The organism is Roseateles sp. (assembly GCF_039595595.1).
Classification (GTDB): Bacteria; Pseudomonadota; Gammaproteobacteria; order Burkholderiales; family Burkholderiaceae_C; genus Roseateles.
This window is the reverse complement of record NZ_JBCNLG010000010.1, coordinates 171,470-193,104: the sequence shown is the minus strand read 5'-3', so window position 1 is coordinate 193,104 and position 21,635 is coordinate 171,470. Positions and strand designations below refer to the sequence as shown.

General features: G+C 69.3%; 17 protein-coding genes. 5 read left to right on the top strand and 12 right to left on the bottom strand.

Going from position 1 to position 21,635, the window contains the following annotated elements; all coding sequences use genetic code 11:
- A partial coding sequence (locus ABDW61_RS14690; protein ID WP_343639633.1) for an RHS repeat-associated core domain-containing protein occupies positions 1–2,324 on the top strand: 2,324 nt, incomplete at its 5' end.
- 136 nt (positions 2,325–2,460) lie between these two features.
- On the top strand, positions 2,461–2,850 hold the full coding sequence (locus ABDW61_RS14685; protein WP_343639632.1) for a hypothetical protein: 390 nt from the start codon (positions 2,461–2,463) through the stop codon (positions 2,848–2,850).
- Positions 2,851–3,297: 447 nt separating this feature from the next.
- Here ABDW61_RS14685 and ABDW61_RS14680 read toward each other — a convergent pair whose 3' ends face one another.
- Positions 3,298–3,888, bottom strand: a complete 591-nt coding sequence (locus tag ABDW61_RS14680; protein ID WP_343639631.1) for a DinB family protein — start codon at positions 3,886–3,888, stop codon at positions 3,298–3,300.
- A gap of 69 nt (positions 3,889–3,957) precedes the next feature.
- Between ABDW61_RS14680 and ABDW61_RS14675 the strand changes: the two genes are divergently transcribed.
- A complete protein-coding gene (locus ABDW61_RS14675; RefSeq protein WP_343639630.1) occupies positions 3,958–4,203 on the top strand; it encodes a DUF3297 family protein in 246 nt (81 codons plus the stop codon).
- 3 nt (positions 4,204–4,206) lie between these two features.
- Here the strand turns inward: ABDW61_RS14675 and ABDW61_RS14670 are convergent, their stop codons facing one another.
- From ABDW61_RS14670 to ABDW61_RS14640, 7 genes are all read right to left on the bottom strand, one after another.
- On the bottom strand, positions 4,207–5,598 hold the full coding sequence (locus ABDW61_RS14670; protein ID WP_343639628.1) for a HAMP domain-containing sensor histidine kinase: 1,392 nt from the start codon (positions 5,596–5,598) through the stop codon (positions 4,207–4,209).
- Positions 5,595–6,932 carry a sigma-54 dependent transcriptional regulator gene (locus ABDW61_RS14665; RefSeq protein WP_343639626.1) on the bottom strand — a complete coding sequence of 446 codons (1,338 nt, stop codon included), beginning with the start codon at positions 6,930–6,932 and terminating at the stop codon, positions 5,595–5,597. Before ABDW61_RS14665 ends, ABDW61_RS14670 begins: the two co-directional genes overlap by 4 nt.
- 41 nt (positions 6,933–6,973) lie before the next feature.
- Complete coding sequence (locus ABDW61_RS14660; RefSeq protein ID WP_343639624.1) at positions 6,974–8,206, bottom strand: FtsX-like permease family protein; 1,233 nt, start codon at positions 8,204–8,206, stop codon at positions 6,974–6,976.
- Positions 8,207–8,254: 48 nt separating this feature from the next.
- A complete protein-coding gene (locus ABDW61_RS14655) occupies positions 8,255–9,568 on the bottom strand; it encodes an ABC transporter permease (RefSeq protein WP_343639622.1) in 1,314 nt (437 codons plus the stop codon).
- Positions 9,569–9,586: 18 nt separating this feature from the next.
- Positions 9,587–10,924, bottom strand: a complete 1,338-nt coding sequence (locus ABDW61_RS14650) for a TolC family outer membrane protein (RefSeq protein WP_343639620.1) — start codon at positions 10,922–10,924, stop codon at positions 9,587–9,589.
- 10 nt (positions 10,925–10,934) lie between these two features.
- Entirely contained in the window at positions 10,935–11,660 is a 726-nt protein-coding gene (locus ABDW61_RS14645) for an ABC transporter ATP-binding protein (RefSeq protein WP_343639618.1), read from the bottom strand.
- A 65-nt stretch (positions 11,661–11,725) separates the two neighbouring features.
- Positions 11,726–12,994 (bottom strand): efflux RND transporter periplasmic adaptor subunit, encoded by a 1,269-nt coding sequence (locus ABDW61_RS14640; protein WP_343639616.1) that lies wholly within the window; start codon positions 12,992–12,994, stop codon positions 11,726–11,728.
- A 328-nt stretch (positions 12,995–13,322) separates the two neighbouring features.
- On the opposite strand from ABDW61_RS14640, the gene ABDW61_RS14635 reads away from it, so the two are divergent.
- Entirely contained in the window at positions 13,323–14,330 is a 1,008-nt protein-coding gene (locus tag ABDW61_RS14635; RefSeq protein ID WP_343639614.1) for a hypothetical protein, read from the top strand.
- Positions 14,331–14,424: 94 nt separating this feature from the next.
- Here the strand turns inward: ABDW61_RS14635 and ABDW61_RS14630 are convergent, their stop codons facing one another.
- The gene (locus tag ABDW61_RS14630) at positions 14,425–16,245 is read right to left on the bottom strand and encodes a glutamine--tRNA ligase/YqeY domain fusion protein (protein ID WP_343639613.1); all 1,821 of its coding nucleotides are present in this window, start codon (positions 16,243–16,245) and stop codon (positions 14,425–14,427) included.
- A gap of 237 nt (positions 16,246–16,482) precedes the next feature.
- Here ABDW61_RS14630 and ABDW61_RS14625 point away from each other — a divergent pair, with 237 nt between their 5' ends.
- Complete coding sequence (locus tag ABDW61_RS14625) at positions 16,483–18,999, top strand: hypothetical protein (RefSeq protein ID WP_343639611.1); 2,517 nt, start codon at positions 16,483–16,485, stop codon at positions 18,997–18,999.
- Between the two features lie 13 nt (positions 19,000–19,012).
- Here the strand turns inward: ABDW61_RS14625 and ABDW61_RS14620 are convergent, their stop codons facing one another.
- Genes ABDW61_RS14620 through ABDW61_RS14610 form a run of 3 tightly spaced genes read right to left on the bottom strand, consistent with a single transcriptional unit; the run spans position 19,013 to position 21,586 of the window.
- Positions 19,013–19,828: a LytTR family DNA-binding domain-containing protein gene (locus tag ABDW61_RS14620; protein ID WP_343639609.1), complete on the bottom strand. Its 816-nt coding sequence runs from the start codon at positions 19,826–19,828 to the stop codon at positions 19,013–19,015.
- A gap of 7 nt (positions 19,829–19,835) precedes the next feature.
- On the bottom strand, positions 19,836–21,011 hold the full coding sequence (locus ABDW61_RS14615; RefSeq protein ID WP_343639608.1) for a histidine kinase: 1,176 nt from the start codon (positions 21,009–21,011) through the stop codon (positions 19,836–19,838).
- Positions 21,012–21,061: 50 nt separating this feature from the next.
- Positions 21,062–21,586 (bottom strand): DUF6622 family protein, encoded by a 525-nt coding sequence (locus ABDW61_RS14610; protein WP_343639607.1) that lies wholly within the window; start codon positions 21,584–21,586, stop codon positions 21,062–21,064.
- Positions 21,587–21,635 lie beyond the last annotated feature (49 nt).

Sequence of the window (21,635 nt, the reverse complement as noted above, 5' to 3'; positions counted from 1 at the left end):
ATCCGACCAAGGTGATCAAGGCCAAGGGCGTGTCCGGCTTTGGCTTTGCGACATCCAACGCGTACGACGCACTCGATCGCGTGAAGACCAACACCGATGCCCGCAACGGCGTGACGACGCTGGGCTACGACGGACTCGATCAGCTCAAGCAGGTCACGGATCCGAGGCAACTGGTCACCTCGTACCAGCGCAACGGGCTGGGCGACCTGAACCAGCTCACCAGTCCCGACACCGGTACAGCCAACAGCACCTTCGACGCGAACGGCAACCTGCTCACGCGCACCGACAGCCGCGGCGTGCTCGGCACCTACGTCTATGACGGCCTGGACCGGATGACCTCGGCGGTTTACACGAAGAGCGGCCAGACGACGGTGAGCTACTCGTGGACCTACGACCAGACGGGCGCCACCTTCGGCGCGGGCATTGGCCGCCTGACGACGGCCACCAGTCCAGCAGGGAACACGAAGTACGGCTATGACGGCTTCGGCCGAGTCGTCAGCGTCATCCAGACCGTTGGCTCCGTCGTGCTCACGACGCGCTACGGCTATGACCTTGCCGGGCACATCACCAGCATCACGTATCCCTCGGGACGGGTGCTGACCATCACCTATGCCAACGGCGTGCCGGCCAGCATGAGCTTGGCCAAGGACGGGAGCAGCGCGGCCAAGCCGCTGATCAGTCAGATCCAGTGGATGTCCTTCGGAGCCATCCAAAGCTGGCAGATGCAGCTGAACTCCGGCGCCAAAGCGCAGGAGCGGGTCTACGACCAATACGGACGCTTGGTCCGTTACCCGCTGGGCTCGGTGGTGCGCGACATCACCTACGACGCGGCCGATCGCATCGTTAGCTATACACACCTGGACGCGACAACGGGCCAAGTGACCGCTGAAGCCCAGGCCATGAACCAGAGCTTCAGCTACGACGAAATGGGCCGGCTCACCGGCATCGTCATGCCGACTGCAAGCTGGACCATCGGCTATGACGCCAATGGGAATCGGACAGGATTCACGCTCAACGGCACCACGTCGACCTACACGACCGAGACCACGAGCAACCGGCTCTCGAGCATTGCCAACCCCGCTCGCAGCTTTGCCTACGACCCCGCGGGCAACACGCTGAGCGACACGGGCATCGCCTACACGGCGACCTACGGCCTGGATAACCGGCTCGCATCGCTCACCCGAGCGGGCGTCACGACGACCTTCAACTACGACGCAGCGGGTCAGCGCGTTCGCAAGGTGACGGGCACCTCCAAACCTCACTTCGCGTACGACCAGAACGGACAGTTACTCGGGGAATACAACAGCAGCGGTGGCGTGCTGCAGGAATTCGTTTGGCTCGGAGGTACGCTGATCGCCGTGCTCACGAACTCGACGACGACCGAGCCGCGGGTGTATTACGCATACTCCGATCACCTGAATGCGCCGCGGGTGATCGTGAATGCGGCAGGCGACGTGCGCTGGCGCTGGATTTCGGAACCCTTTGGGACCACGGCGGCAGAGTCGATTCCCAACTCGCTCGAAAACCTCGTCGTCAACCTGCGGTTCCCGGGCCAGTACTTCGACAAGGAGTCGGGGCTGAGCTACAACTACTTCCGGGACTATGACGGGACGACGGGAAGATATGTCCAAACTGACCCGATAGGCCTTGGGGGCGGCATTAACACATACGCATATGCGAACGGCAACCCGCTGAGTTTTTACGACCCATATGGCCTTTGGGGAATGGATGATGTGTACGGTGCCATCTACAACTGGACGGGAGGCCGGGAGCCCTCGCAGGAACTCGTTAATTTCTCGGCAGGTCTTGGCGATGAACTACTCCTCGGACAAGGCCAGCGAATCCGAAATCTTGTTGGGGTCAACGGCGGGATCAACCGCTGCTCCGGTGCATATGGAGCGGGGCAGTGGACCGGCGTTGCTGCGCTTACGGCGGCCGGCGGCATAGCAGGAGCCCGTGGACTTCCAGCGGGAGCAAAGATGCTGTCGAACTCAGCTAAAGGGCAGATTGGCGAAGCTGCATCACTCTTGAACAACTGGCTGAAGGGTAGTTCACTACTCGGTACACAGGTCGAAATCCAAGGGCTCACGACTGTCGTTGACAGCGCCTGGCTGAGCCGGAATGGCGTCAAATATTTCGTCGAGTCAAAGTTTGGAACTGCCGGGCTTACTCGCGCGCAGCGAATTGCACGACGAGTCCTCGGTGACGCTTATCACGTCGAGCGCTGGACATACGACTGGGTCACAAAAGTCGGGGCAGTTTTAGGTGGTGCCGCTGGCGCCGGTGTGGGCGCCGCGTCGACGGACAACTGCATTTGCCAATAGGACCGCAATGGCACATCAACACCAGACAGGGCGGGCAGAGATGCTAGATGCTTTGCAGCAACAGTTAGTGCCGACCTTGCAGTCGAGCGGATTCGCGAAACGAGCGGCTAGTCCGCAAGAGCGCAGCAGCACCGAGATGCAAACCGCTTTCCCGCTAGGAAGATTTCAACGCCAGGACGGGCTCAACCTGCAACTCGTCGAAATACAACTAGACAAGCGTGGTGCTCCTAAATTTGTCATCAATGTTGGCATTGCTCCGCCCGGCGGCGTAACGCTCCCTTGGGGCCACTTCGAGCAGTCGCAGTTGAACGTTTCTTCATTGAGCAATGCTTTCCGCCTCTACCGCAACCCGCGCTGGCAACAGTGGTTCGGTGAGGGATTTTTTCCGCTCAATCGCAGCGGTCGTTTGAGCAGCGCTGTGGCTGACGCCACCGCCGCTGTTCAAGAGATCGATGACTGGTTTAGACACGGCACTATTGGGAAGCATATGAGGCGTTTTGGCCTGCCAACACCGACGCCTACTTGACCGGCGTCTTAATATCATGTCAACTCATATCAGTGTGCCGATATTCGCGTCTCCTACCCGGCCGATCGGCACGGCCCAGGGACGTATTGTATTGAGTCGGGTGCCCGCTGTAGGACAAGGTCTTCCTTGGGAAGACCTGATCCCGGGACGGGAATTTGAGGATCTATTGGCGACATTGAATACCACCCGAGTCGAATACGTTGATGCTTCGCCTCAAATTGCGTCGGTCGAATGTGTTGTAGGGCTGGATGGGGTTTATGCGAATTCGGACTTGGCTGCGAGGAAAGTGGCATCCGACCTGGCTTCACTTTTGAGGTTGGTTTACTCGGACTATTTCTAGTCGAGCAGGGGCAGGCGGGTGCCGGTTTCAGTTCCTCGGGGTTCTTTGGCCTTGATCTGGCGACTCCGCGATGATTCCGAAGCGCCGCGGTGAGCTCTCATGAATGATCAACGTCCAAGTGGGCGTAAAACTGGAGATGCATCGCCCGCATCCAGTTGCCCAAGCAGCCACTGCAGCCCCGCCAGATGCTGCTGGTCATGGCTGCACAGGTAATGGATCAGCGCCTTGAAGGTCAGCGGGCCATAGCCGTCGAAGCGTGCGCGGCGCGTCAGTTGCTCGGGCGTGATCTCGGCCAGCATCGCCAGCGTCCGCGCCCGCGCCGCCGTGAAGGCGGCCAGCGCCGCAGCCGCGTCGTCCTCGCCGTAGCGGCGATCGCGCGCCAGCGCGTCCGTGTCCAGCGAGGGCAGCAGCGGATCGTCCTCCGACAGCGTGCGCCGGATGCGCTGCTGGTAGCCCTCGATCTCGATGTCGCGCACATGGCAGATCTGCTCGATCGCGGTCAGCGGCTCGCTGGGCACGCCGTCCCACGACGGCGGCGCCCAATGCCGGGCCTCGGCCGGGAAGAGCGCGAAATGCGCCGCGAGCTGGGCGGGGAAGTCCGCCAGCGCCTTCAGCGTGACGGCATCGATGGCGGAGCCGGATGAGCCGGCGGAGGCGGAAGAAGAGGTCTGGGGAAGGGGATGTGCGGCGGCGTTCATGCGAACGATGTTAGGACCTCCGTCTGCGTGACAATGCCGCGTTTCCGGATTCCCCTGCACGACCCTGTCATGAGCGACACCACCCGCCCCGAACTGCCCGATCACCTGTCCATCGACCCGCGCAGCGCGCACTACAACGCCGCGGTCTTCGAGCACGACATCGGCATCCTCTTCAACGGCAAGGAGCGCCGTGACGTCGAGGAGTACTGCGTCTCCGAAGGCTGGATCAAGGTCCCCGCCGGCCGCACGCTGGACCGCAAGGGTCAGCCGCTGATGATCAAGCTCAAGGGCAAGGTCGAAGCCTTCTACAAGTGAGCCTCACGCGCGCGGCCAACTGATCGCCACCCACAGGCCGCCGCCCTCGCGGTTGCCCATCGCGATGCGGCCGCCGTGGGCCTCGGCGATCTCGCGCGACAGCGCCAGCCCCAGCCCGCTGCCGCTGCGCTTGGTCGAATAGAACGGCAGCAGCGCCTGCGACAGCTGCGTCTCGGTCATCCCCGGACCGCGGTCGCCGACCTCGATGCGCCAGTCCTCGCGCGGCGCGCTGACGGACAGGCTCACCCCCTCCGGCGCGCTGCCGGACTCATGCGCGTTCTTCAGCAGGTTGATCAGCGCCTGCGCCATCTGCGCCGCGTCGAAGCGGCCCGGCGCCGCCGGCAACGCGCCCGTCAGCGTGAACGGGTAATGCGCCCCCAGCGATTCAATGAACGGCCCCCAGTCCACCGGCGCCAGCGCCGGCGCGGGCAGCTTCGCGAAGCGCGCGTAGCCGGCCAGGAAGGCGTGCAGGTGCTGCGCGCGCTCGCCGATGCTGGCGAAGACGCCAGGCACGCGCTCATGCTGGCCGCGCCGCGCCAGCTCCGCGCCGCTGTGCGCCAGCGACGAGATCGGCGCCAGCGAGTTGTTCAGCTCATGGCTGATCACGCGGATCACGCGCTTCCAGCTCGCGACCTCCTGCCGCGACAGTTCGCGCGTCATGCGCCGCAGCAGCCGCAACCGGTGCGGCTGACCCTGCAGCCGGAAGTCCCGCGTCGACAGGTGGAAGCGCTCCTCCTGCCCATCCAGCCCGACGCTGAACAGCCCGTCCTGCGCGCCGGCGAGCGCCAGCCGAAGATCCTCCGGCGCCTGCGCGAGCACCTCGTCCAGCGAGCGCCCCGCCAGGCTGCGCCCGTGGTCCATCAGCTGCCGCGCCGCGATGTTGGCGTAGGCGATGCGCTCCCGCGCGTCGGTCAGCACCAGCGCCACCGGCGTGTTCTGCACCACCGTGTCCAGCAGCAGCTCACGCTGCGCCAGGTGCCGCCGCTGCTCGCGCAGCGCCTGGCCCAGCTCGCTGTGCAGCCGCATCAGGCTGGACAGCTCCGACAGCCCGCCCGGCGCATCGGCGGCGATCGCGCTGCCGAATTCGCCGTCGCGGTAGCTGAGCACCGTGCTCTCCAGCGCCCGCAGCAGGCTGGTCAGCGGCATCAGCAGCAGACTGGCCAGTCCCCAGGCGATCGGCAGCATCAGCCCGAAGCTCAGCGCGAGCGCCTGCCAGCTCCATGGCGTCAGCGGCGTCCGGCCCAGCGCGGCCGCCAGCTGCGGCACCGGCCAGAGCGTCAGCGTCATGTGAATCAGCACCGCCGCGACGGCGGCGGCGATCAGGCACAGCGCCAGCCGCAGATGCAGCGAGCGGTGCCAGCCCGCGCGTCGCTCCGGCCGCGGCGCCTCCTTCATCCGGCGTCCAGCCCGTAGCGTTCCATGCGGCGGTACAGCGCCTGGCGCGACAGCCCCAGCGACTGCGCCGCGCGGCTCACCACGCCCGAGGCCGCCTCGAGCGCCGCCACCACCGCCTCGCGGCTGGGCTCGTCCAGATTGCGCGAGGCCAGCGGCGCCGCAGCCGGCAGCGCAAGGTCGGCCTCGCCGATCACGCGGCCCGGCGCCAGCAGCGCGGCGCGCTCGATGGCGTTCTTCAGCTCGCGCACGTTGCCGGGCCATGGATGCGCCAGCAGCGCTTCGCGCGCGCCGTCGCTCAGCGCCGCGCGGCCAGCCAGGAAATGCTCGGCCAGCGGCAGGATGTCCTGCGGCCGATCGGCCAGACCCGGCAGCGCGACCTCGATCACGTTGAGCCGGTAGTACAGGTCCTCGCGGAAGGTGCCGGCCCGCACCATCGCGCGCAGGTCCGAATTCGTCGCCGAGATCACCCGCACCACCGTCTGCCGCGTGCGGCTCGAGCCCAGGCGCTCGAAGCGGCCCGTCTCCAGCACCCGCAGCAGCTTGACCTGGCCGGCCAGCGGCAGATTGCCGATCTCGTCGAGGAAGAGCGTGCCGCCATCGGCCTTCTCGAAGCGGCCTTCGCGCGCGCTGGCCGCGCCGGTGTAGGCGCCGCTCTCCGCGCCGAAGAGCTCGGCCTCGATCAGCTCGCCCGGCAGCGCGCCGCAGTTGACCGCGACGAAGGGCCCGTCCGCCACCGCCGAGTTCGCGTGCACGATCGCCGCGATGCGTTCCTTGCCGCTGCCGTTGGGCCCCGTCACCAGCACCGACGCGGGCGAGCGCGCGACCTGGCAGGCCAGTTCCAGGCAGCGCGTCAGCGCCGGCGACTCGAACACCAGTCCGTCGAGCTGGTAGCGGCGGCGCAGCTCCTCGCGGCGCTGGCGCTGCTCGTGGCGGCTCTCGCGCAGCGCGCGGCCGTTCTCGGCCAGCTCCAGCAGGTTCTCGACCGTGGCCAGCAGCTTGGCGTCGTCCCACGGCTTGGACAGATAGTCGGCCGCGCCGGCCTTCACCAGCGCCACGGCCTGCTCCAGCTGCGTCCACGCGGTCAGCAGGATGATGGGCAGATCCGGATGGCGCTCGCGCAGGCGCTGGAACAGCGCGCGGCCTTCCTCGCCCGAGGTCGTGTCGGCGCTGAAGTTCATGTCCTGGATCACCAGGTCCACGCGCCGCTGGCCCAGCAGCGCCAGGCCCTCGGCCGGCGAGGCCGCGTAGAGCGGCTCGATGTCGTGCAGCGAGAGCAGCAGCGACAGCGCCTCGCCGACGCCGGCGTGGTCATCGATGATCAGGACGGTCCTCATGGGTGGCGCAGCATATCGGACATCGTGTGGATCACGCGCCTTCAACCGCCGCGCAGCGCGGCCACCGGCGGCAGCGCCGCGGCCCGGCGCGCCGGCGCCAGCACCGCGATCTGGCCCAGCGTCCACAACGCCAGCGCGCCGGCGGGCAGGTAGACGAAGGGCAGCCGCGGCAACTCGTAGGTCCGCATCAGCAGCAGGCTGATGCCGTAGGCGCCGATCATCCCGAGCGCGATGCCCACGGTGGACAGCAGCAGGTTCTCGGTCTGGAAGTAGCGCAGGATCTGGCCGCGCGTGGCGCCCAGCGCGCGCCGCGTGCCGATCATCCGCGTGCGCTGCTGCACCCAGAAGCTGGCCAGGCCGACGATGCCGAAGGCCGTCACCACCAGCAGGCCCACGCACACGCCGGCCAGCAGCTGGATCATCGAGCGGTCCTGCCGGTAGTAGTTCGCGCGCAGCTTGAGCATCGTGTCCTGGTCGCGGATCACGCGGCGCAGGCCCGGGCTGTTGGCGAGCAGCTTGTCCGTGGCCGCCTTCAGCACCGCCTCGCGGTCGGCGCCGGGCGCGACGCGGATCACGAAGCTGCCGCCGCGAAAGCTCGGCTGCACCGGGAACATCATCGCGTTCAGCGTGTTGTCATCCTGCGAGCCGGGATTGGGCGAGGACAGCGACTCCACCACGCCGACGACGCGCTGGGGCTCGTCGCCGTAGACGTAGATCGCCTTGCCCAGCGCCGACTCGCCCGGCCACAGCACCTCGGCCAGCCGCTTGTTGAGGATCACCGCCGGCACGCGCGGATTGGGGTTGTCGTCCAGCGACGAATTCGCCACGTATTCGGTGGGCTCGAAGTCGCGGCCCGCCACCAGCTTCAGGCCCAGGGTGCGGATGAAGTCGCGGCCCGTCTGGTAGTGGCTCGCAACAGCGCGGCTGGGCAGCTTGTTGTCCGGCGCCAGGCGCACGCCGGAGTTGTTGGAGTTGCGGCCGTACGGGTACTGGTTGGTCAGCGTCACCGAGGCCACGCCCGGCAACTGCCGCAGCGCGGCCAGGTCGGCTTGCGTCTGCGGCTCGGGGTTCTCGACCCGCGCCATGCTGGACAGCGAGAACATCACCAGCTCGGACTCGGCCATGCCGGTGTCGGCGCTGATGCGCTCGATGCGCTGGAAGATCAGGAACAGCGCGTTGCACACGATCGCGCAGGTCAGCGCGATCTGCAGCACGATCAGCCCGGCGGCGGTCTTGTGACGCTTGAGCGTGGAGAGGATGGGCAGGATGTCCATGGGGAAGGCTCCTTGGGCGCGGCGGCGGCCGCGCCACGGGTCTCGGGTTTACTGCGTCTTGAGCTGGATGGCGGGCGTGATCTGGCAGGCGCGCCACGCGGGCAGCAGTCCGGCGAGCAGGCTGGCCGCCAGCGACACGCCCAGCGTCGTGGCCAGCATCGGCCAGTCGAGCTGCGCCAGCTGGGCGTAGTCGGACGGGTTCTGGCGCACCACCCACAGGCCGGCCCAGGTCAGCGCCAGTCCCAGCAGGCCGCCGGCGATGCCCAGCGTGCCGGCCTCCACCAGGAACTGCAGGAAGATCTGCCGCCGCGGCGCGCCCAGCGCCCGCCGCACGCCGATCTCGCCGCTGCGGCGCAGGCACTTGGCCAGCAGCAGCCCGACCGTGTTGGTCAGGCACACCGCCAGGAAGCCGAAGGCCAGCCACACCTGCAGCTTGATGTCGCTGGGCACCACCTTCTGAAGGCTCAGCCAGGTCATCACGCTGCTGAGCCGCGGATTGGACGGGCGCTCGAAGCGCCCGGCCTCGCGCTGCTGGTCCGAGTACTGCGTCAGGTAGGTCTTGTAGTCGGCGACCTGCTGCGGCGTGTCGAGTTGCACCCAGTACTGCAGCCAGGCGCAGGGCGCGTTGGGCGCGCGGGGATCGACGCCATCGGTGCGGCCCCAGCAGTTCATGTTGCCGGAGGCGCCCAGGCGCAGCGCCAGCGAGGTGCTCAAGGGCACGTAGACGTCCGCCGGCTTCGCGTAGGCGCCCAGCGTCAGGTCGAAGTAGTGCGGCGCCGGGCGCCACGGCTTGAGCACGCCCACCACGGTGAAGTCCTTGTCGCGCAGCCGCACGGTCTTGCCGCGGCTGTCCTGGCCGCCGAAGAGCCGCTCGTTGAGCGTGCTGGAGATGACCGCCACGCGCGCCTCGGCGCTGTCGTCGGCGGCGGACCAGCCGTTGCCGTAGCGGAAGGGCGCGTCGAACATCGCGAAGAAGTCGGCCGAGGTCCAGCGCCCGCCGGTGAAGAAGGGCGGCTGCGCCGCGTCGCCGGAACCGGCCGGATCGACCGCGATGAAGGCGCCGGTCATCATGACCTGGCGCACCGCGCGCTTCTGGCGCAGCAGCGCCTCGGCATCGAAGCGCGTGAGCTGCAGCTCGGGCTCGTCGCCTGGCTTCCAGTCGCGCTTGGGCTCGGCGTCCAGCTGCACGTTGAACAGGCGGGCGCTCTTGTCCGGGATCGGATCGCCGGACATGACGTGAAACAGCGTCAGCGTCGTCATGCACGCGGCCACGCCCATGGCGATCGACAGCAGCATCAGCACGGTCAGGCCGCGGTGGCTGCGCAGGGCGCGCACGGCGAGCTCGAGGTAGTAGGTCAGCATGGTGGGTCCTCTCTCATCTCATCGGGCCGCCGTGACCGCCGCCGCGGACGGCGCCGGATCCAGCAGCGTGTTGACGGCCGCCAGCTGCGGCTCGCCGAGCGCGCCGGCCGCCTGCTGCAGCAGCAGCTTGGACAGCACGTAGCGGTGGCGCGCCTGCTCCCAGGCATTGCGGGCGTTGCTCTGCGTCTGGATCGCCAGCAGCAGGTCGGTCATCGAGCGCGCGCCCAGGTCCAGGCCGCTGCGCGTGGACGCCAGCGCCTTGTCCGCCGCCTGCACCGCCGCGCCGGCGGTGCGCATCTGGCTCAGCGCCGACAGCACCGCCTGGTACTGCGCCTGCGTCTCGCGCGTCATCGCGCGGCGCGCGCCTTCGAGGTCGTCGCGCAGCTGCTCGCGCTGGAACACGGCCTGGCGCTTCTGCGATTCGGTCGCGCCGCCTGCGAACAGCGGGATCGTCAGCTTCAGGCCGACCGTGGTGTTGTAGCGGCCGGTGATGTCGCTGTTCACGGCGGAGCCCGACAGCCGCTGGCCATCCAGCCCGGCGCTCAGCGTCGGCAGGTGGGCGGCGCGCGCCGCGGCCACGCGCTGGTCGCCGGCGGTCACCGCCAGCGACGCCGCCTGCAGCGAGGGGTTGTCGCGCAGCGCCTGCGCCACCCAGGCCTGGGGATCGGCGGGATCGGGCATCAGCATCGCCAGCTCCGGCGCCAGCGGATGCAGCGCGCCGGGCATGCGGCCGGTGAGCTGCGCCACCGCCTGGCGCGCATCGAGCAATTCCTCCCGCGCCTGGGCCGTGCTGCCGCGCGCCAGCTCGAAATAGGCGCGCGCCTGCTCGACGTCGAGCGAGGCCGACAGCTTGGCCTCGAAGCGCGATTGCGCCTGCGCGACCTGCTGGCCGTAGGCGTCCTCGATGGCCTGCGCGGTGGTCAGCGCGGCCTGCGCCGTCAGCACGCCGAAGTAGGCCCGGGCGACGCGGGCGCAGAGGTCGGCCTCGGCGGCGCGCACGCGCGCGCCTTCGGCGTCGGCCAGCGTCTGCGCCGCATGCCAGCTGCGCAGCTGGCTCAGGTCGACCAGCACCTGCGTGAGGCTGTGCGTGATGCCGTGGGTGACGCCATGCTGCCCCGCGCCGCCGTCCTGGCGCTGCTCGCTCAGCTGCGCGGACCACTGCGGCAGCAGCGGCGCGCGGGCCTGCACGGCGAGCTCCTGCTGCTGCCCCAGCACCGAGCGCGCGCCCGCCAGCACCGGGTCGGCGGCGCGGGCCTGCGCGTAGACCTCGAGCAGGTCCTCGGCCGCGGCGGGCAGGCAGCAGCCGGCGCACAGCGCGGCCACGGCCAGCGCCGCCAGTCTCGAAGGAAAGGACATGCGCATGGACTCAGGCCGACGCGGCGGATGGGGTGGCGCGCAGCAGCGCGGGATCCATGTGGAGCTCGGCGGCGATGTCCACGACCTGGCCGTCGATCACATGCACGTTGCGCTGCGCACGGGCGGCGAGCTGCGGATCATGCGTGACCATCACGATGGTGGCGCCGTCGCGGTGCAGCTCCTCGAGCAGGTCCATCACGCTGCGCGCCATCGCGCTGTCGAGGTTGCCGGTGGGTTCGTCGGCGAGCAGCAGGCGCGGCTCGCCGGCCAGCGCGCGGGCGATGGCCACGCGCTGCTGCTGGCCGCCCGACAGCTCGGCGGGATAGTGGCGCTCGCGCGCGGACAGGCCGACGCGGGCCAGCGCCTCGCGGGCGCGGCGCTGGCGCTCGGCGGCCTTCATGCCGCGGTAGCGCAGCGGCACCTCGATGTTGTCCAGCACGTTCAGGTCGGGGATCAGGTTGAAGGCCTGGAAGATGAAGCCGATCTTCTCGTTGCGCATGCGCGAGCGCTGGGTGTCGTCCATGCCGCTGACGTCGATGCCGTCGAGCTCGTAGCGGCCGCCGCTGAAGGCCTCCAGCAAGCCGGCGATGGTCAGGAAGGTGGTCTTGCCCGAGCCCGACGGCCCGGTCACGGCGACGAACTCGCCTTCGCGCACCTGCAGGTTGAAGTCGCGCAGGGCGTAGGTCTCGATCATTTCGGTGCGATAGACCTTGGAGAGCGATTGCATCTTCAGCATGGGAGTCCTCACGGGCGGTGATGGCGGTGATGGAGGGAAATCGAAAGGGATAGCGGGGCGTTGGTTCAGGGGCTCAGCGTGACGCGCTCGGCGCCGTCGAAGGCCTGGGTGCCGGAGACCACGACGCGGTCGCCGGGCTTGAGACCCTCCAGGATCTCGACCTTGGACAGGCTCTGCGCGCCCAGCCGGATCGGGCGCTTCACGGCCTGGCCGTCCTCGACGACGTAGGCGAAGCGGCCGCCGCCGTCCTCGACGAAGCTGCCGCGCGCCACGGTCAGCACCTTCTCGCGGCGGTCCAGCAGCACGCGCACCGACAGGCGCTGGTTCTGGCGCAGCTGGTCGGGCGGGGCGCCGTCGAAACGCAGCCGCGCGGCGACCTCGTTGTTGACCACCTCGGGCGACACCGAGCTGACCAGGCCGCGCCACTGGCGGCCATTGCCGGCGATCTCGCCGGGCATGCCGATCGCGAGGTCGCGGGCGAAGCTCTCGGGCACCTGCATCTGCACTTCCAGCGCGCTCAGGTCGACCACCGTCAGCAGGCCGGTGCCGGCATTGACGTTGGCGCGCTCGGCCACCAGCAACTGGCCGACCTGGCCGTCCACCGGCGAGCGCAGCTGCAGCTCGGCGACCTGGCGCTCCAGGTCCTTCACCAGCAACTGCTGGCGCTGCAGCGCCTGCTGCTTGGACTGCAGCTCGAACTTCAGGCTGTCGTCCTTCAGGCCCAGCCCCGACTGCGCATGCGCGGCGGTGATGCGGGCCTTCTCGAGCGCGTCGCGCGCCTTCTCGACCTGCATGCCGGCGACGGCGCCGGCCTCGTAGGCCTTGGTCTGGCGCTCCAGGTCGTTGCGCGCCGTCTGCAGGTCGATGGCGGCGTTCTCGTAGCTCGAGCGCAGGGCGGCGCGCTGCTCGCGGCCATCGACCTCGGCGCGCAGGGCCTCGGTGCGCAGCGCGTCGGCGTTGCTCTGCTCCTGCGCGAGCTTGGCGCGCAGGTCGGGGCTGTCGATCTCGCCGAGCAGCTGCCCCTTGGCGACCTTGTCGCCGGCCTTGACCTTGAGCACCAGGTTGCCGCCATGCAGCGCGTAGACGGTGGGACTCATCGCCGCGACGACCTTGCCCTCGCCGGCCACGTCGCGCACCAGCGGGCCGATCTCGACCGCGGCGACCGAGAGCCGCTGCAGACTCACCGAGTTGCCGCTGCCCATCATCCGCTGCACCGCCGGCGCGGCGGTGACGGCGGCGATCAGCAGCGCCGCGCCGCCCAGCGCCAGCCAGAGGCGGCGGCGTCCGTGCGGGCGGGCAAGGGGGCGGTCCTGTCCGGAGGTGTCGCGAATCATGAAGGTGTCCGAGCGTTGGCGCGTGTGATCGATGCCGCACTTGTTCGCAAGCCCCATGCCAGGCGGGCCGGCGCGCGAAGTCCCTGGAAAATCAGGCACTTGCCGTTGGCGCGCGAGGCGGCTGATGTGTCCGCGGACAGTTCGCGGACGCCGGACGGACGCTGTCCGGGCCGCTGCCGGACAGCGCACCGGCGAGGCCACCACGCGGACAAGTCGGTCCGACTACTGGAGTCCGTGGGGCGAGCGGGTTCGTCTACTGGAGTAGGCAGATGCGCCTGGCGCGAGCGAGGCGAACACTTGGGCCTCCTCCCACTCTTCTGGATCCGACATGTTCCGCACTCGACTGCCGATGACCGGGCTGGCGCCGCTGGCCGATGGTTCCGATGACCGCCTTGATGACAGCTCTGACGACCGCGCTGACCACCGCTTTGACGGCGGCTCTGGCGGCGGCTCTGGCGGCGGCTCTGGCGACGCTGACCGCGCCGCCCAGGCGCCCGCGCCGGACGACGACGACCGCACGCCGCTGATGGCGCTGATGCTCGGCGGGCTGGGCGCCGGCGCGATGGCCGCGGGCCACGCGGGCGGCGCGGCGGCGATGCCCGCGCTCATCGCCGGCGGGCCCGGCGACGCGAAGCCGGGCGCATTGCCGCTGCCCGTCGTGCCGGCGCGGCCGCACGAAGCGGCGATGGAGGGCGGGACGCCGTCGACGGCGACCGCCGTGCTGGGGCTGCAGCGCATCGCCGCGACCGCGCCCGACGGCCGGCCGCTGACCAATGACGGCACCGTGCTGGTCAGCGGTCTCGAGCCGAATGGCCGCTGGTGGTACAGCTTCGACGACGGCGCGACCTGGACGCAGGGCGAGGCGGCCTCCATCCCGGGCCGGGTCGCGGCCGCGACCGGCGATGGTCCGAAGCAGGTGCGTGTCTATCAGAGCGACGCGGCCGGGCACGAGAGCGGCCAGGCCGAACTGGCGTTCGTCCTCGACACCACGCCGCCGGCGTGGCCGCGGATCTCGCTGGTGAACGACACGGGCCTGTCGGCCACGGACGGCATCACCACTGATCCGCGGATGCGGATCGACCGGCGCGATCCCACCACGACGCTGGAGCTCTCCATCAATGGCGGGGCGTTCTTCCCCTGGACCGGCGACGACGTGCCCGCCAGCCTGTTCGACCAGCTGCAGGGCCCCGTCATCGTGGCGGTGGTGCAAGTCGATGCCGCCGGCAATCCCAGCATCCCGACGACGGTGAGGATCGAGCTCGACCGGGACTGGCCGCAGCCGCCTCATCTGGAACTGGCGACGGCCGCGATGCCGAATGCGGTGCTGGCCGCCTGAAGGGCCGAAGGCCTGAAACGGCGACGGGCGCGCCATGGGCGCGCCCGTCACGGGTCCGGTTGGTGGTCCAGCCGGTGCGGCGGCGAGGCCAGCCTTACTTGCCGAAGCTGTCCTTCAGGCCGGTGATCTTGTTGAAGACCGGCGCGTCGGCACGATGGTCGACGCGATCGGCGACGAAGTAGCCATGACGTTCAAACTGCACCTTCGTATCCGGCGCCACGTCCTTCAGCGACGGCTCCAGGTAGCCGCGCACGACGCGCTTGGCGCCCGGGTTCAGCAGCTCCAGGAAGTTGCGCTCGCCGGCGTCGGGCTGTGCCTCGGTGAACAGGCGGTCATATAGGCGCAGCTCGGCCGCCACGCCCTCATGGGCCCCCACCCAGGTGATCACGCCCTTGACCTTGACCGCGTCCGCGCCCGGCGTGCCGCTCTTGGTGTCGGGCACCAGCTTCGCCAGCACCGCGGTGACGGTGCCGCCGGCGTCCTTCTCGCAGCCGGTGCACTCGATGACATAGCCGTACTTCAGGCGCGCCTTGTTGCCCGGGAACAGGCGGTGGTAGCCCTTGGGCGGCGTCTCCATGAAGTCCTCGCGCTCGATCCACAGCGCCGGGCCGAGGCTGAACTGGCGCTGGCCGAGTTCCGGCACATGCGGATGGGCAGGCGCGGAGCAGGGCTCGCGGTGCTCGAGCGAGCCGAAGATCTCGGCATAGTTCTCCAGCTTCAGCGGCACCGGATCCAGCACCGCCATCGCGCGGGCGGCCTTTCCTTCGAGGTCGGCGCGCAGGTAGCCGTCCAGCACCGAATAGTCGATCCAGGCGTTGGTCTTGGACGCGCCGGTGCTCTCGACCATCGCGCGGATCGATTCGGGCGTGTAGCCGCGGCGGCGCATGCCGACCAGCGTGGGCATGCGCGGGTCGTCCCAGCCGTCGACGTGCTTGTCTTCGACCAGCTGGCGCAGCTTGCGCTTGGAGGTCACGACGTAGCTCAGGTTCAGGCGGCCGAACTCGTACTGGTGGGGCAGCGGCCGGGCCAGCAGGCCGCCCTCGGCCAGGCGCTCGAGCAGCCAGTCGTAGAACGGGCGCTGGTCCTCGAACTCCAGCGTGCAGACGCTGTGGGTGATGCACTCCAGCGCGTCCTCGATCGGATGCGCGTAGGTGTACATCGGGTAGATGCACCACTGGTCACCGGTGTTGTGGTGCGTCGCGCGGCGGATGCGATACAGCGCCGGGTCGCGCAGGTTGATGTTGGGCGACGCCATGTCGATCTTGGCGCGCAGCACCATCGCGCCGTCGGGGTGCTTGCCGTCGCGCATCTCGCGCAGGCGGGCGAGGTTCTCCACGGGAGAACGGTCGCGGAAGGGGCTGTTCTTGCCCGGCGTGCCGAAGTCGCCGCGGTTGGCGCGCATCTCTTCGGGCGTCTGCTCGTCGACGTAGGCCAGGCCCTGCGACACCAGGTACTCGGCGGCGCGGTACATGAAGTCGAAGTAGTTGCTGGCGTAGAAGAGGTGACCGGTGCCATCCGGCGCCTCCCAGCTCCAGCCCAGCCAGGCGACCATCTCCTTGATCGCGTCGACGTACTCCTGTTCCTCCTTCTCGGGGTTGGTGTCGTCGAAGCGCAGGTGGCAGACGCCGCCGTAGTCGCGCGCCAGGCCGAAGTTCAGGCAGATCGACTTGGCGTGGCCGATGTGCAGGTAGCCGTTGGGCTCGGGCGGGAAGCGGGTGCGGATCCTGGCGGGATCCAGCGGACCGGCGGCGTGGTGGGCCGCGTCGCCCGGACTGCCGCCGAAGTGGCGCGCCGGCTGGAAGCCCTGTTCCAGGTCGCGCTCGATGATCGCGCGCAGGAAGTTGCTGGGCTTGACGGCGGTGGCGTCCGTCTTGTCGGGCGCCGGAGCGGCAGCGGTCTTGTCGTGGCTGGACATCGATGAATGGAGTCTCGAAAGAGGCCGCAGATTCTACGTGGCGCGGTGTCCCCCCGTTTCTCGGGCAGATATGTTCGACCAGAGGATCTGGGTGCCAGCTGCATGGGGTGGATCTGCTGCGTTCGGGTAGGTGAGGCCCTATTTCAGGCGGGTGGGCGCGCGGCGGGCGGGGCCTTGCGGGTCATCGACGCGGCATGGCGGCGCTTTTGATACTGCCCGGCCCGAAAGAGACGACCCATGACTGACCCGATGAATCCCACCGAACACCCCCCCACGACAACTGAGTTTGATCACGACACGTTCGCGAAAGCCGGTGCGAAGCGCCGACGTCGCGACGATTCTCCCGACCAACTGGACGAAGACGCACGGTCCGGCGATGCCCCTGAAGACGCCGCGCCCGCCGCGGCTGTGGTCCCGCAGGCCATGCCAGAGTCCGCCACTGCGGCTGCGCCCTCCGAGGACGCAGGGAAGGACGAGCGATCGACTGAGAAATCCCTTGCCGCGATGGGGACCTGGCTCCTGGGAGCCGCATTGACGGCGGGGTCCGCCGTGACGCTGGTCGGCAGCGGTGGCAAGTCCGACTCGCACGGAGAGGAGAAGGCGGGCCCGGCGCCTCGGCCCCCGATGCCGCCGCAGCCCGGACCGGATGCTGGTGACGGCTCCAGACCAGTTCCCGACAAGGACAGTGGCCAGGGCAATGGCAGACCGCCCGAGCCCGGCGACGGCGAGAAGCCCGGCGAGGGAAAGAACTCCAATGGCGGAGATAAGAATGACGGCGGCAGCAAGCCTGACGGCGGAGACAAGACCGACGGCGGTGACAAGACCGACGGCGGTGACCTGAAACCCGGGCCCGAGCCGCAACGCGTTCCCGACACGCCCACGCTGACCTTGCATTCACCGGGCGCCTCGCGCCTTGGCCTGCTCGGCGCTGCCGGCGAGATCCGTGTCGGAGCGCTGGAGACGGATGCGCGCTGGGAGTATTCGCTGGATGAGGGCAAGACCTGGACGGCCGGGCAAGGCGCCGTGCTGACGCCCGGCATGCTCGGCGCCGATGGCGGCAAGCAGTTGATGGTGAGCCAGATCGACGCGGCGGGCTCTCGCAGCTTGCCTGCCGAGTTGGCGTTCGTCATGGACACGGTGGTGATGCCCCCGGTGATCGCGCTGGCGAACGACACGGGCACGGCGGACGATCGCATCACCAGGAATGCCGAGATCGCCGTGACCGGCATCGAGCCGGACAGCGTGTGGACCTACCGCATCGACGATGGACCGTGGAAGAGCGGCCGCGGCAATCTCATCGCGGCGAGCGAGTTCGGTGCGGACGGCGATCACGCCGTCGAGGTCCGGCAGAACGACGCTGCGGGCAACGTCAGCAGCGCCTCGCTGGCCTTCAAGCTCGTCCATGCCGCAGCGGCGCCGGCGCTGAGCCTGGCGCAGGACACCGGCGCCAGCGCCGCGGACCGCATCACGTCGGTGGCGACGGTCAAGGTCGGCGGATTGGCCAATGGAGGGGCGTGGGAATACAGCCTGAACGGGATCGACTGGGCGGACGGCGTGGGCGACTCGATTCACGCGTCCGTCTTCGGCCGGGACGGGCCCCAGCGGGTTTACGTCCGCCATACCGACGGTGGCGGCAATCCGAGCCCGTCGGCGCAATTGGACTTCACGCTGGACACCCAGGCCGCCAAGCCGGACTGCGTCCTGCGCAGCGCGGCGCGCGACAACTATCCGATTGCCAACACGAAGGCTGGCTCCTCACTGTTCCACACCGGCAATGACGTGAACCGGGACAGTTGGATCCAGGTCAAGCAGGAAGCGGGCGCGATGGCATGGCGGTACAGCCTCGATGGCGGAGCCAGCTACCAGACCGGCAGCGGCGACCGCATTTCCCTCGGCAGCGCGCAGCCGGGTGCCATGGAGGTCTGGGTTCAGCAGCAGGACGTGGCCGGGAACTGGAGCAGCGAGCGGGCAGTCACATTGAACGTCGACCTTCAGGCGCCTACGGTTTCGGCGCAGTACTTCTGGAGGACCACGGACGGGTCGCTCTCACAGCGCACGGCGTTCACCGCTGACGAAGATGTCCAGGTGCTGTTCATCCCGGTCGATACCGCCAATGACGGGACGCCCTCCAGTTACCTCAACGGCTGGCTGAAGTCCGGGTTGCTGGTCAAGGCGGGGCCGGCGCAGACGGCCGCCAAGCAGGACTGGCTCCAGCACACGGTCGGCCTGCATGTGGCAGTGGCGGTGGACCGGGCCGGCAATGCGGCGTTCGTGTCCATGCACGGCCAGGACTCCGAACCCGGGCACGAGGACCTCCATGTCGTCATGATTGCCGACGGGCAATTGATGAACACACGAGTGGTCGATGCGAAGCTCGAAGGAAGCCATTCGATCGCCAGGGCATCAACGAGCTCTTCTGACCATCTGTACGGCACCGCGGCGGCCGACGTGTTCTATTGGTGGCGCAATGGCGCCGACCGGGAGGGCGACTGGATCCACGGCTACAACCGCCGAGAGGGTGACCTCATCGAGTTCGGCTACTTCCGATTCGACACGACTTCGCCCGGCGAGATCAGCAAGTACCTTCGCAAGGACGTCAAGGCGGACGGCACGATCTCGCTATGGGTCGACTTTGATGGCAACGGAGAAACGTCGGCGCTCAACTACGACCAGCGCATCCTGATCACACCGGGCGACGCCAGCACGGATCTCCAGATCCGTTTGTCGAGGAGCGGCAGCGAGTTCGTCCTCTGAGGAGCCTCGCGCTTCACATCGCCTTGAAGAGATGCGCGTACATCCGGCTCACCGCTAGCTTCTCCGGCCGCTGGCGCAGCCGCAGCGTCAGCTTGCCGGTGTCGTCGCGCAGGACGCGATCGATCGCGTCGACGTGCACGATGTGACCGCGGTGCACCTGCCAGAAGCGCTGCGCATCCAGCTGCGGCAGCAGCTCGCGCAGCGAGATGCGCACCAGGTACTCCTGATCGGCGGTCAGCACGCGGACGTACTTGTCGGCCGCTTCCAGGTAGACGACCTCGTCGACCGGCACCATCACGATCGCGTCGCCAACGCCGACCTGCAGGTGGCGCAGCAGGCCTGAAGCGCTCGCGCTGCCGGCCGGCGTTGCCGGCGCGGGCATGCCGCCGCCCAGCAGGCCGCGCAGTTGCTCGATCGCCGACTCGAGCGCCGCGGGCGGCGTCTGCCGCTGCGCGAGCGCCGCCTGCAGCCGGCTCACGGTTTGCGCGAGCCGCTCGCGCTGCACCGGCTTGAGCACGTAGTCGACCGCCGCGCGCTCGAAGGCCTGCAGCGCGAACTGGTCGTAGGCCGTGACGAAGACCAGCAGCGGGAACGGCGTCCCGTCGGGCCACTCGTCCGCCAACTGCGCGGCGGCCTCCAGGCCGGTCATGCCCGGCATGCGGATGTCGAGGAAGCACACCTGCGGCCGGTGCCGCAAGGCCAGCGTCACGGCCTCCTCGCCATGCGCGGCCATCGCCACCACGTCCAGCTCGGGCCACAGCGCCCGCAGTTCCTGGCGCAGATGGGCGGCCAGCAGTTCTTCGTCTTCGGCGATCAGGGCGGTGGGCATGGGACTCTCAGATCGAGGGGAAAGAGGGCGCGGCAGCTGCCGCGGCGGGAGAGGAGGGCGCGGCCAGCGGCATGCGGATGCGGGCGAGCGTGCCGCCGTGCTCGCGGCGGCGCAGCGTCAGGCTGGCCTGCGCGCCGCAGGCGACGGCCAGGCGCTCGCGCACCTGCGCCGTGCCGAAGCCGCCGCCCGGCGCGGGCACGGCGGCCGGATCGAAGCCGGCGCCGTCGTCCTCCACGTCCAGCTGCAACTGGTCGCCGTCGCGGGCCGCGCGCACCGTCAGCATGCCGCCGCCCACATGCGGCTCCAGGCCATGCTTGATCGCGTTCTCCACCAGCGGCTGCAGCAGCAGCGGCGGCACCAGCACGCCGGCCAGCGGCTCCGGCAGCTCGAACGAGAAGCGCAGCCGCGCGCCCATCCGCACCTGCATCAGCGCCAGGTAGTCGTCCAGCCGCGCGAACTCGTCCTTCAGCGTGTGGCGCTCGGCGCGCGAGGCCGACAGCGTCGCACGCAGGAAGGCGATCAGGTGATCCAGCATCGCCTGCGCCCGCTCGGGGTCCATGCCGATCAGCACCCGCAGGTTGGCCAGCGTGTTGAACAGCATGTGCGGCTCGAGCTGCGACTCCAGCAGACGCAGCTGCGTCTCGGCGGCCTGGCGGCGCAGTGTCTCGGCCTGGGCCGAGGCGGCGGCCATGCGGTGGCGGTGCAGGAAGAAGCCTGTGGCGGCGAAACCGGGGATCAGCGACACCACCATCACGCCCAGCGCGCGGCGCAGCGGGATCGACATCAGGGTATGCGCCTGCTCGCCGGTCAGCGCGTTGGCGATGGCCACGCCCGCCGAGTAGCCCACGGCGGTGCCCAGCACGAGGCTGACCAGCATCAGCGGCCAGCCCGGCCAGCCCGCGTCGTCTGCAGCGCTTGACGCGTCCACGCCCGGCGCATCCGGCCGGGCGGCGAGGCCCAGGCGGCGCCGCACGGTCCGCCGCAGCCAGGCCAGGCCGTAGCGCAGCGCCGAGATCGCGCTGGCGCAGCACAGCGAGATGAAGAAGCAGTAGATCAAGGTCATCGCCGGCGGCTGGCGGAATGCCGAGACCAGCACCGCCCACACGCCCACCGCGATGACGGCCACGATCAGCAACTGCTTGAGCCACCAGCGGGGAGAGAGCGGACGGGCGGTGGAAGTCATTCGAGGCGCGAGGAAGAGCGGGGCGGTCGTGGGGACGCAGGCGCTCGCGGTCAGGCGGCGATCGCCGTGTCGGCGCGGGGACGGGCGGCGAGGATGCCGAGCGAGCGTCCCAGGAAGCAGCCGCTGAGGAATCCGAACGCGGCGCTCGTGCCGGCGGCGAAGCCGAACTGCGCGGCGACGCCCGGATGCATGGCCTGCGTCATGCCGGCATAGAACTTCAGCGCGAAGATGGCCAGCATCAGCGCCAGCGGGATCCAGCTGCCGGGAACGATGAAGCGCTGGGTGGCGGCGTCGAAGCGCACCTGGCCGGGCCAGCGCAGCGCGCGCACCAGGCCGGCGCCCGCCAGCAGGGCCAGCGCCCAGGCGCCGCCGGCCGTGCTCAGCAGGCCGGGGCCGCTGTCCACGCCCCAGGCGCCGAAGGCCAGCCAGATCAGCGGCAGCAGCACCACGCGCCGCGTCGCGACGCGGGTCGTGCGAGTCAGCTTCATGCCGATGGACAGGATGATGGCGAGGATCGCCCAGACGAACAGCGGGATGTGGCCGAGGATCTCGAGGAGGGAGGGGGTGGCGTGCATGTCGGGCTCCAGGTCGTGTCGTGATGGACGCGACTGTCCCGCGGCGGCG

Bases quoted from the DNA above. Each gene is read 5' to 3' on its own strand.
- ABDW61_RS14645 (WP_343639618.1), bottom strand. From the start codon at position 11,660: ATGCTGAAGATGCAATCGCTCTCCAAGGTCTATCGCACCGAAATGATC.
- ABDW61_RS14610 (WP_343639607.1), bottom strand. From the start codon at position 21,586: ATGCACGCCACCCCCTCCCTCCTCGAGATCCTCGGCCACATCCCGCTG.
- ABDW61_RS14655 (WP_343639622.1), bottom strand. From the start codon at position 9,568: ATGCTGACCTACTACCTCGAGCTCGCCGTGCGCGCCCTGCGCAGCCAC.
- ABDW61_RS14635 (WP_343639614.1), top strand. From the start codon at position 13,323: ATGTTCCGCACTCGACTGCCGATGACCGGGCTGGCGCCGCTGGCCGAT.
- ABDW61_RS14640 (WP_343639616.1), bottom strand. From the start codon at position 12,994: ATGATTCGCGACACCTCCGGACAGGACCGCCCCCTTGCCCGCCCGCAC.
- ABDW61_RS14670 (WP_343639628.1), bottom strand. From the start codon at position 5,598: ATGAAGGAGGCGCCGCGGCCGGAGCGACGCGCGGGCTGGCACCGCTCG.
- ABDW61_RS14665 (WP_343639626.1), bottom strand. From the start codon at position 6,932: ATGAGGACCGTCCTGATCATCGATGACCACGCCGGCGTCGGCGAGGCG.
- ABDW61_RS14620 (WP_343639609.1), bottom strand. From the start codon at position 19,828: ATGCCCACCGCCCTGATCGCCGAAGACGAAGAACTGCTGGCCGCCCAT.
- ABDW61_RS14680 (WP_343639631.1), bottom strand. From the start codon at position 3,888: ATGAACGCCGCCGCACATCCCCTTCCCCAGACCTCTTCTTCCGCCTCC.
- ABDW61_RS14650 (WP_343639620.1), bottom strand. From the start codon at position 10,924: ATGTCCTTTCCTTCGAGACTGGCGGCGCTGGCCGTGGCCGCGCTGTGC.
- ABDW61_RS14615 (WP_343639608.1), bottom strand. From the start codon at position 21,011: ATGACTTCCACCGCCCGTCCGCTCTCTCCCCGCTGGTGGCTCAAGCAG.
- ABDW61_RS14675 (WP_343639630.1), top strand. From the start codon at position 3,958: ATGAGCGACACCACCCGCCCCGAACTGCCCGATCACCTGTCCATCGAC.
- ABDW61_RS14685 (WP_343639632.1), top strand. From the start codon at position 2,461: ATGCAAACCGCTTTCCCGCTAGGAAGATTTCAACGCCAGGACGGGCTC.
- ABDW61_RS14630 (WP_343639613.1), bottom strand. From the start codon at position 16,245: ATGTCCAGCCACGACAAGACCGCTGCCGCTCCGGCGCCCGACAAGACG.
- ABDW61_RS14625 (WP_343639611.1), top strand. From the start codon at position 16,483: ATGACTGACCCGATGAATCCCACCGAACACCCCCCCACGACAACTGAG.
- ABDW61_RS14660 (WP_343639624.1), bottom strand. From the start codon at position 8,206: ATGGACATCCTGCCCATCCTCTCCACGCTCAAGCGTCACAAGACCGCC.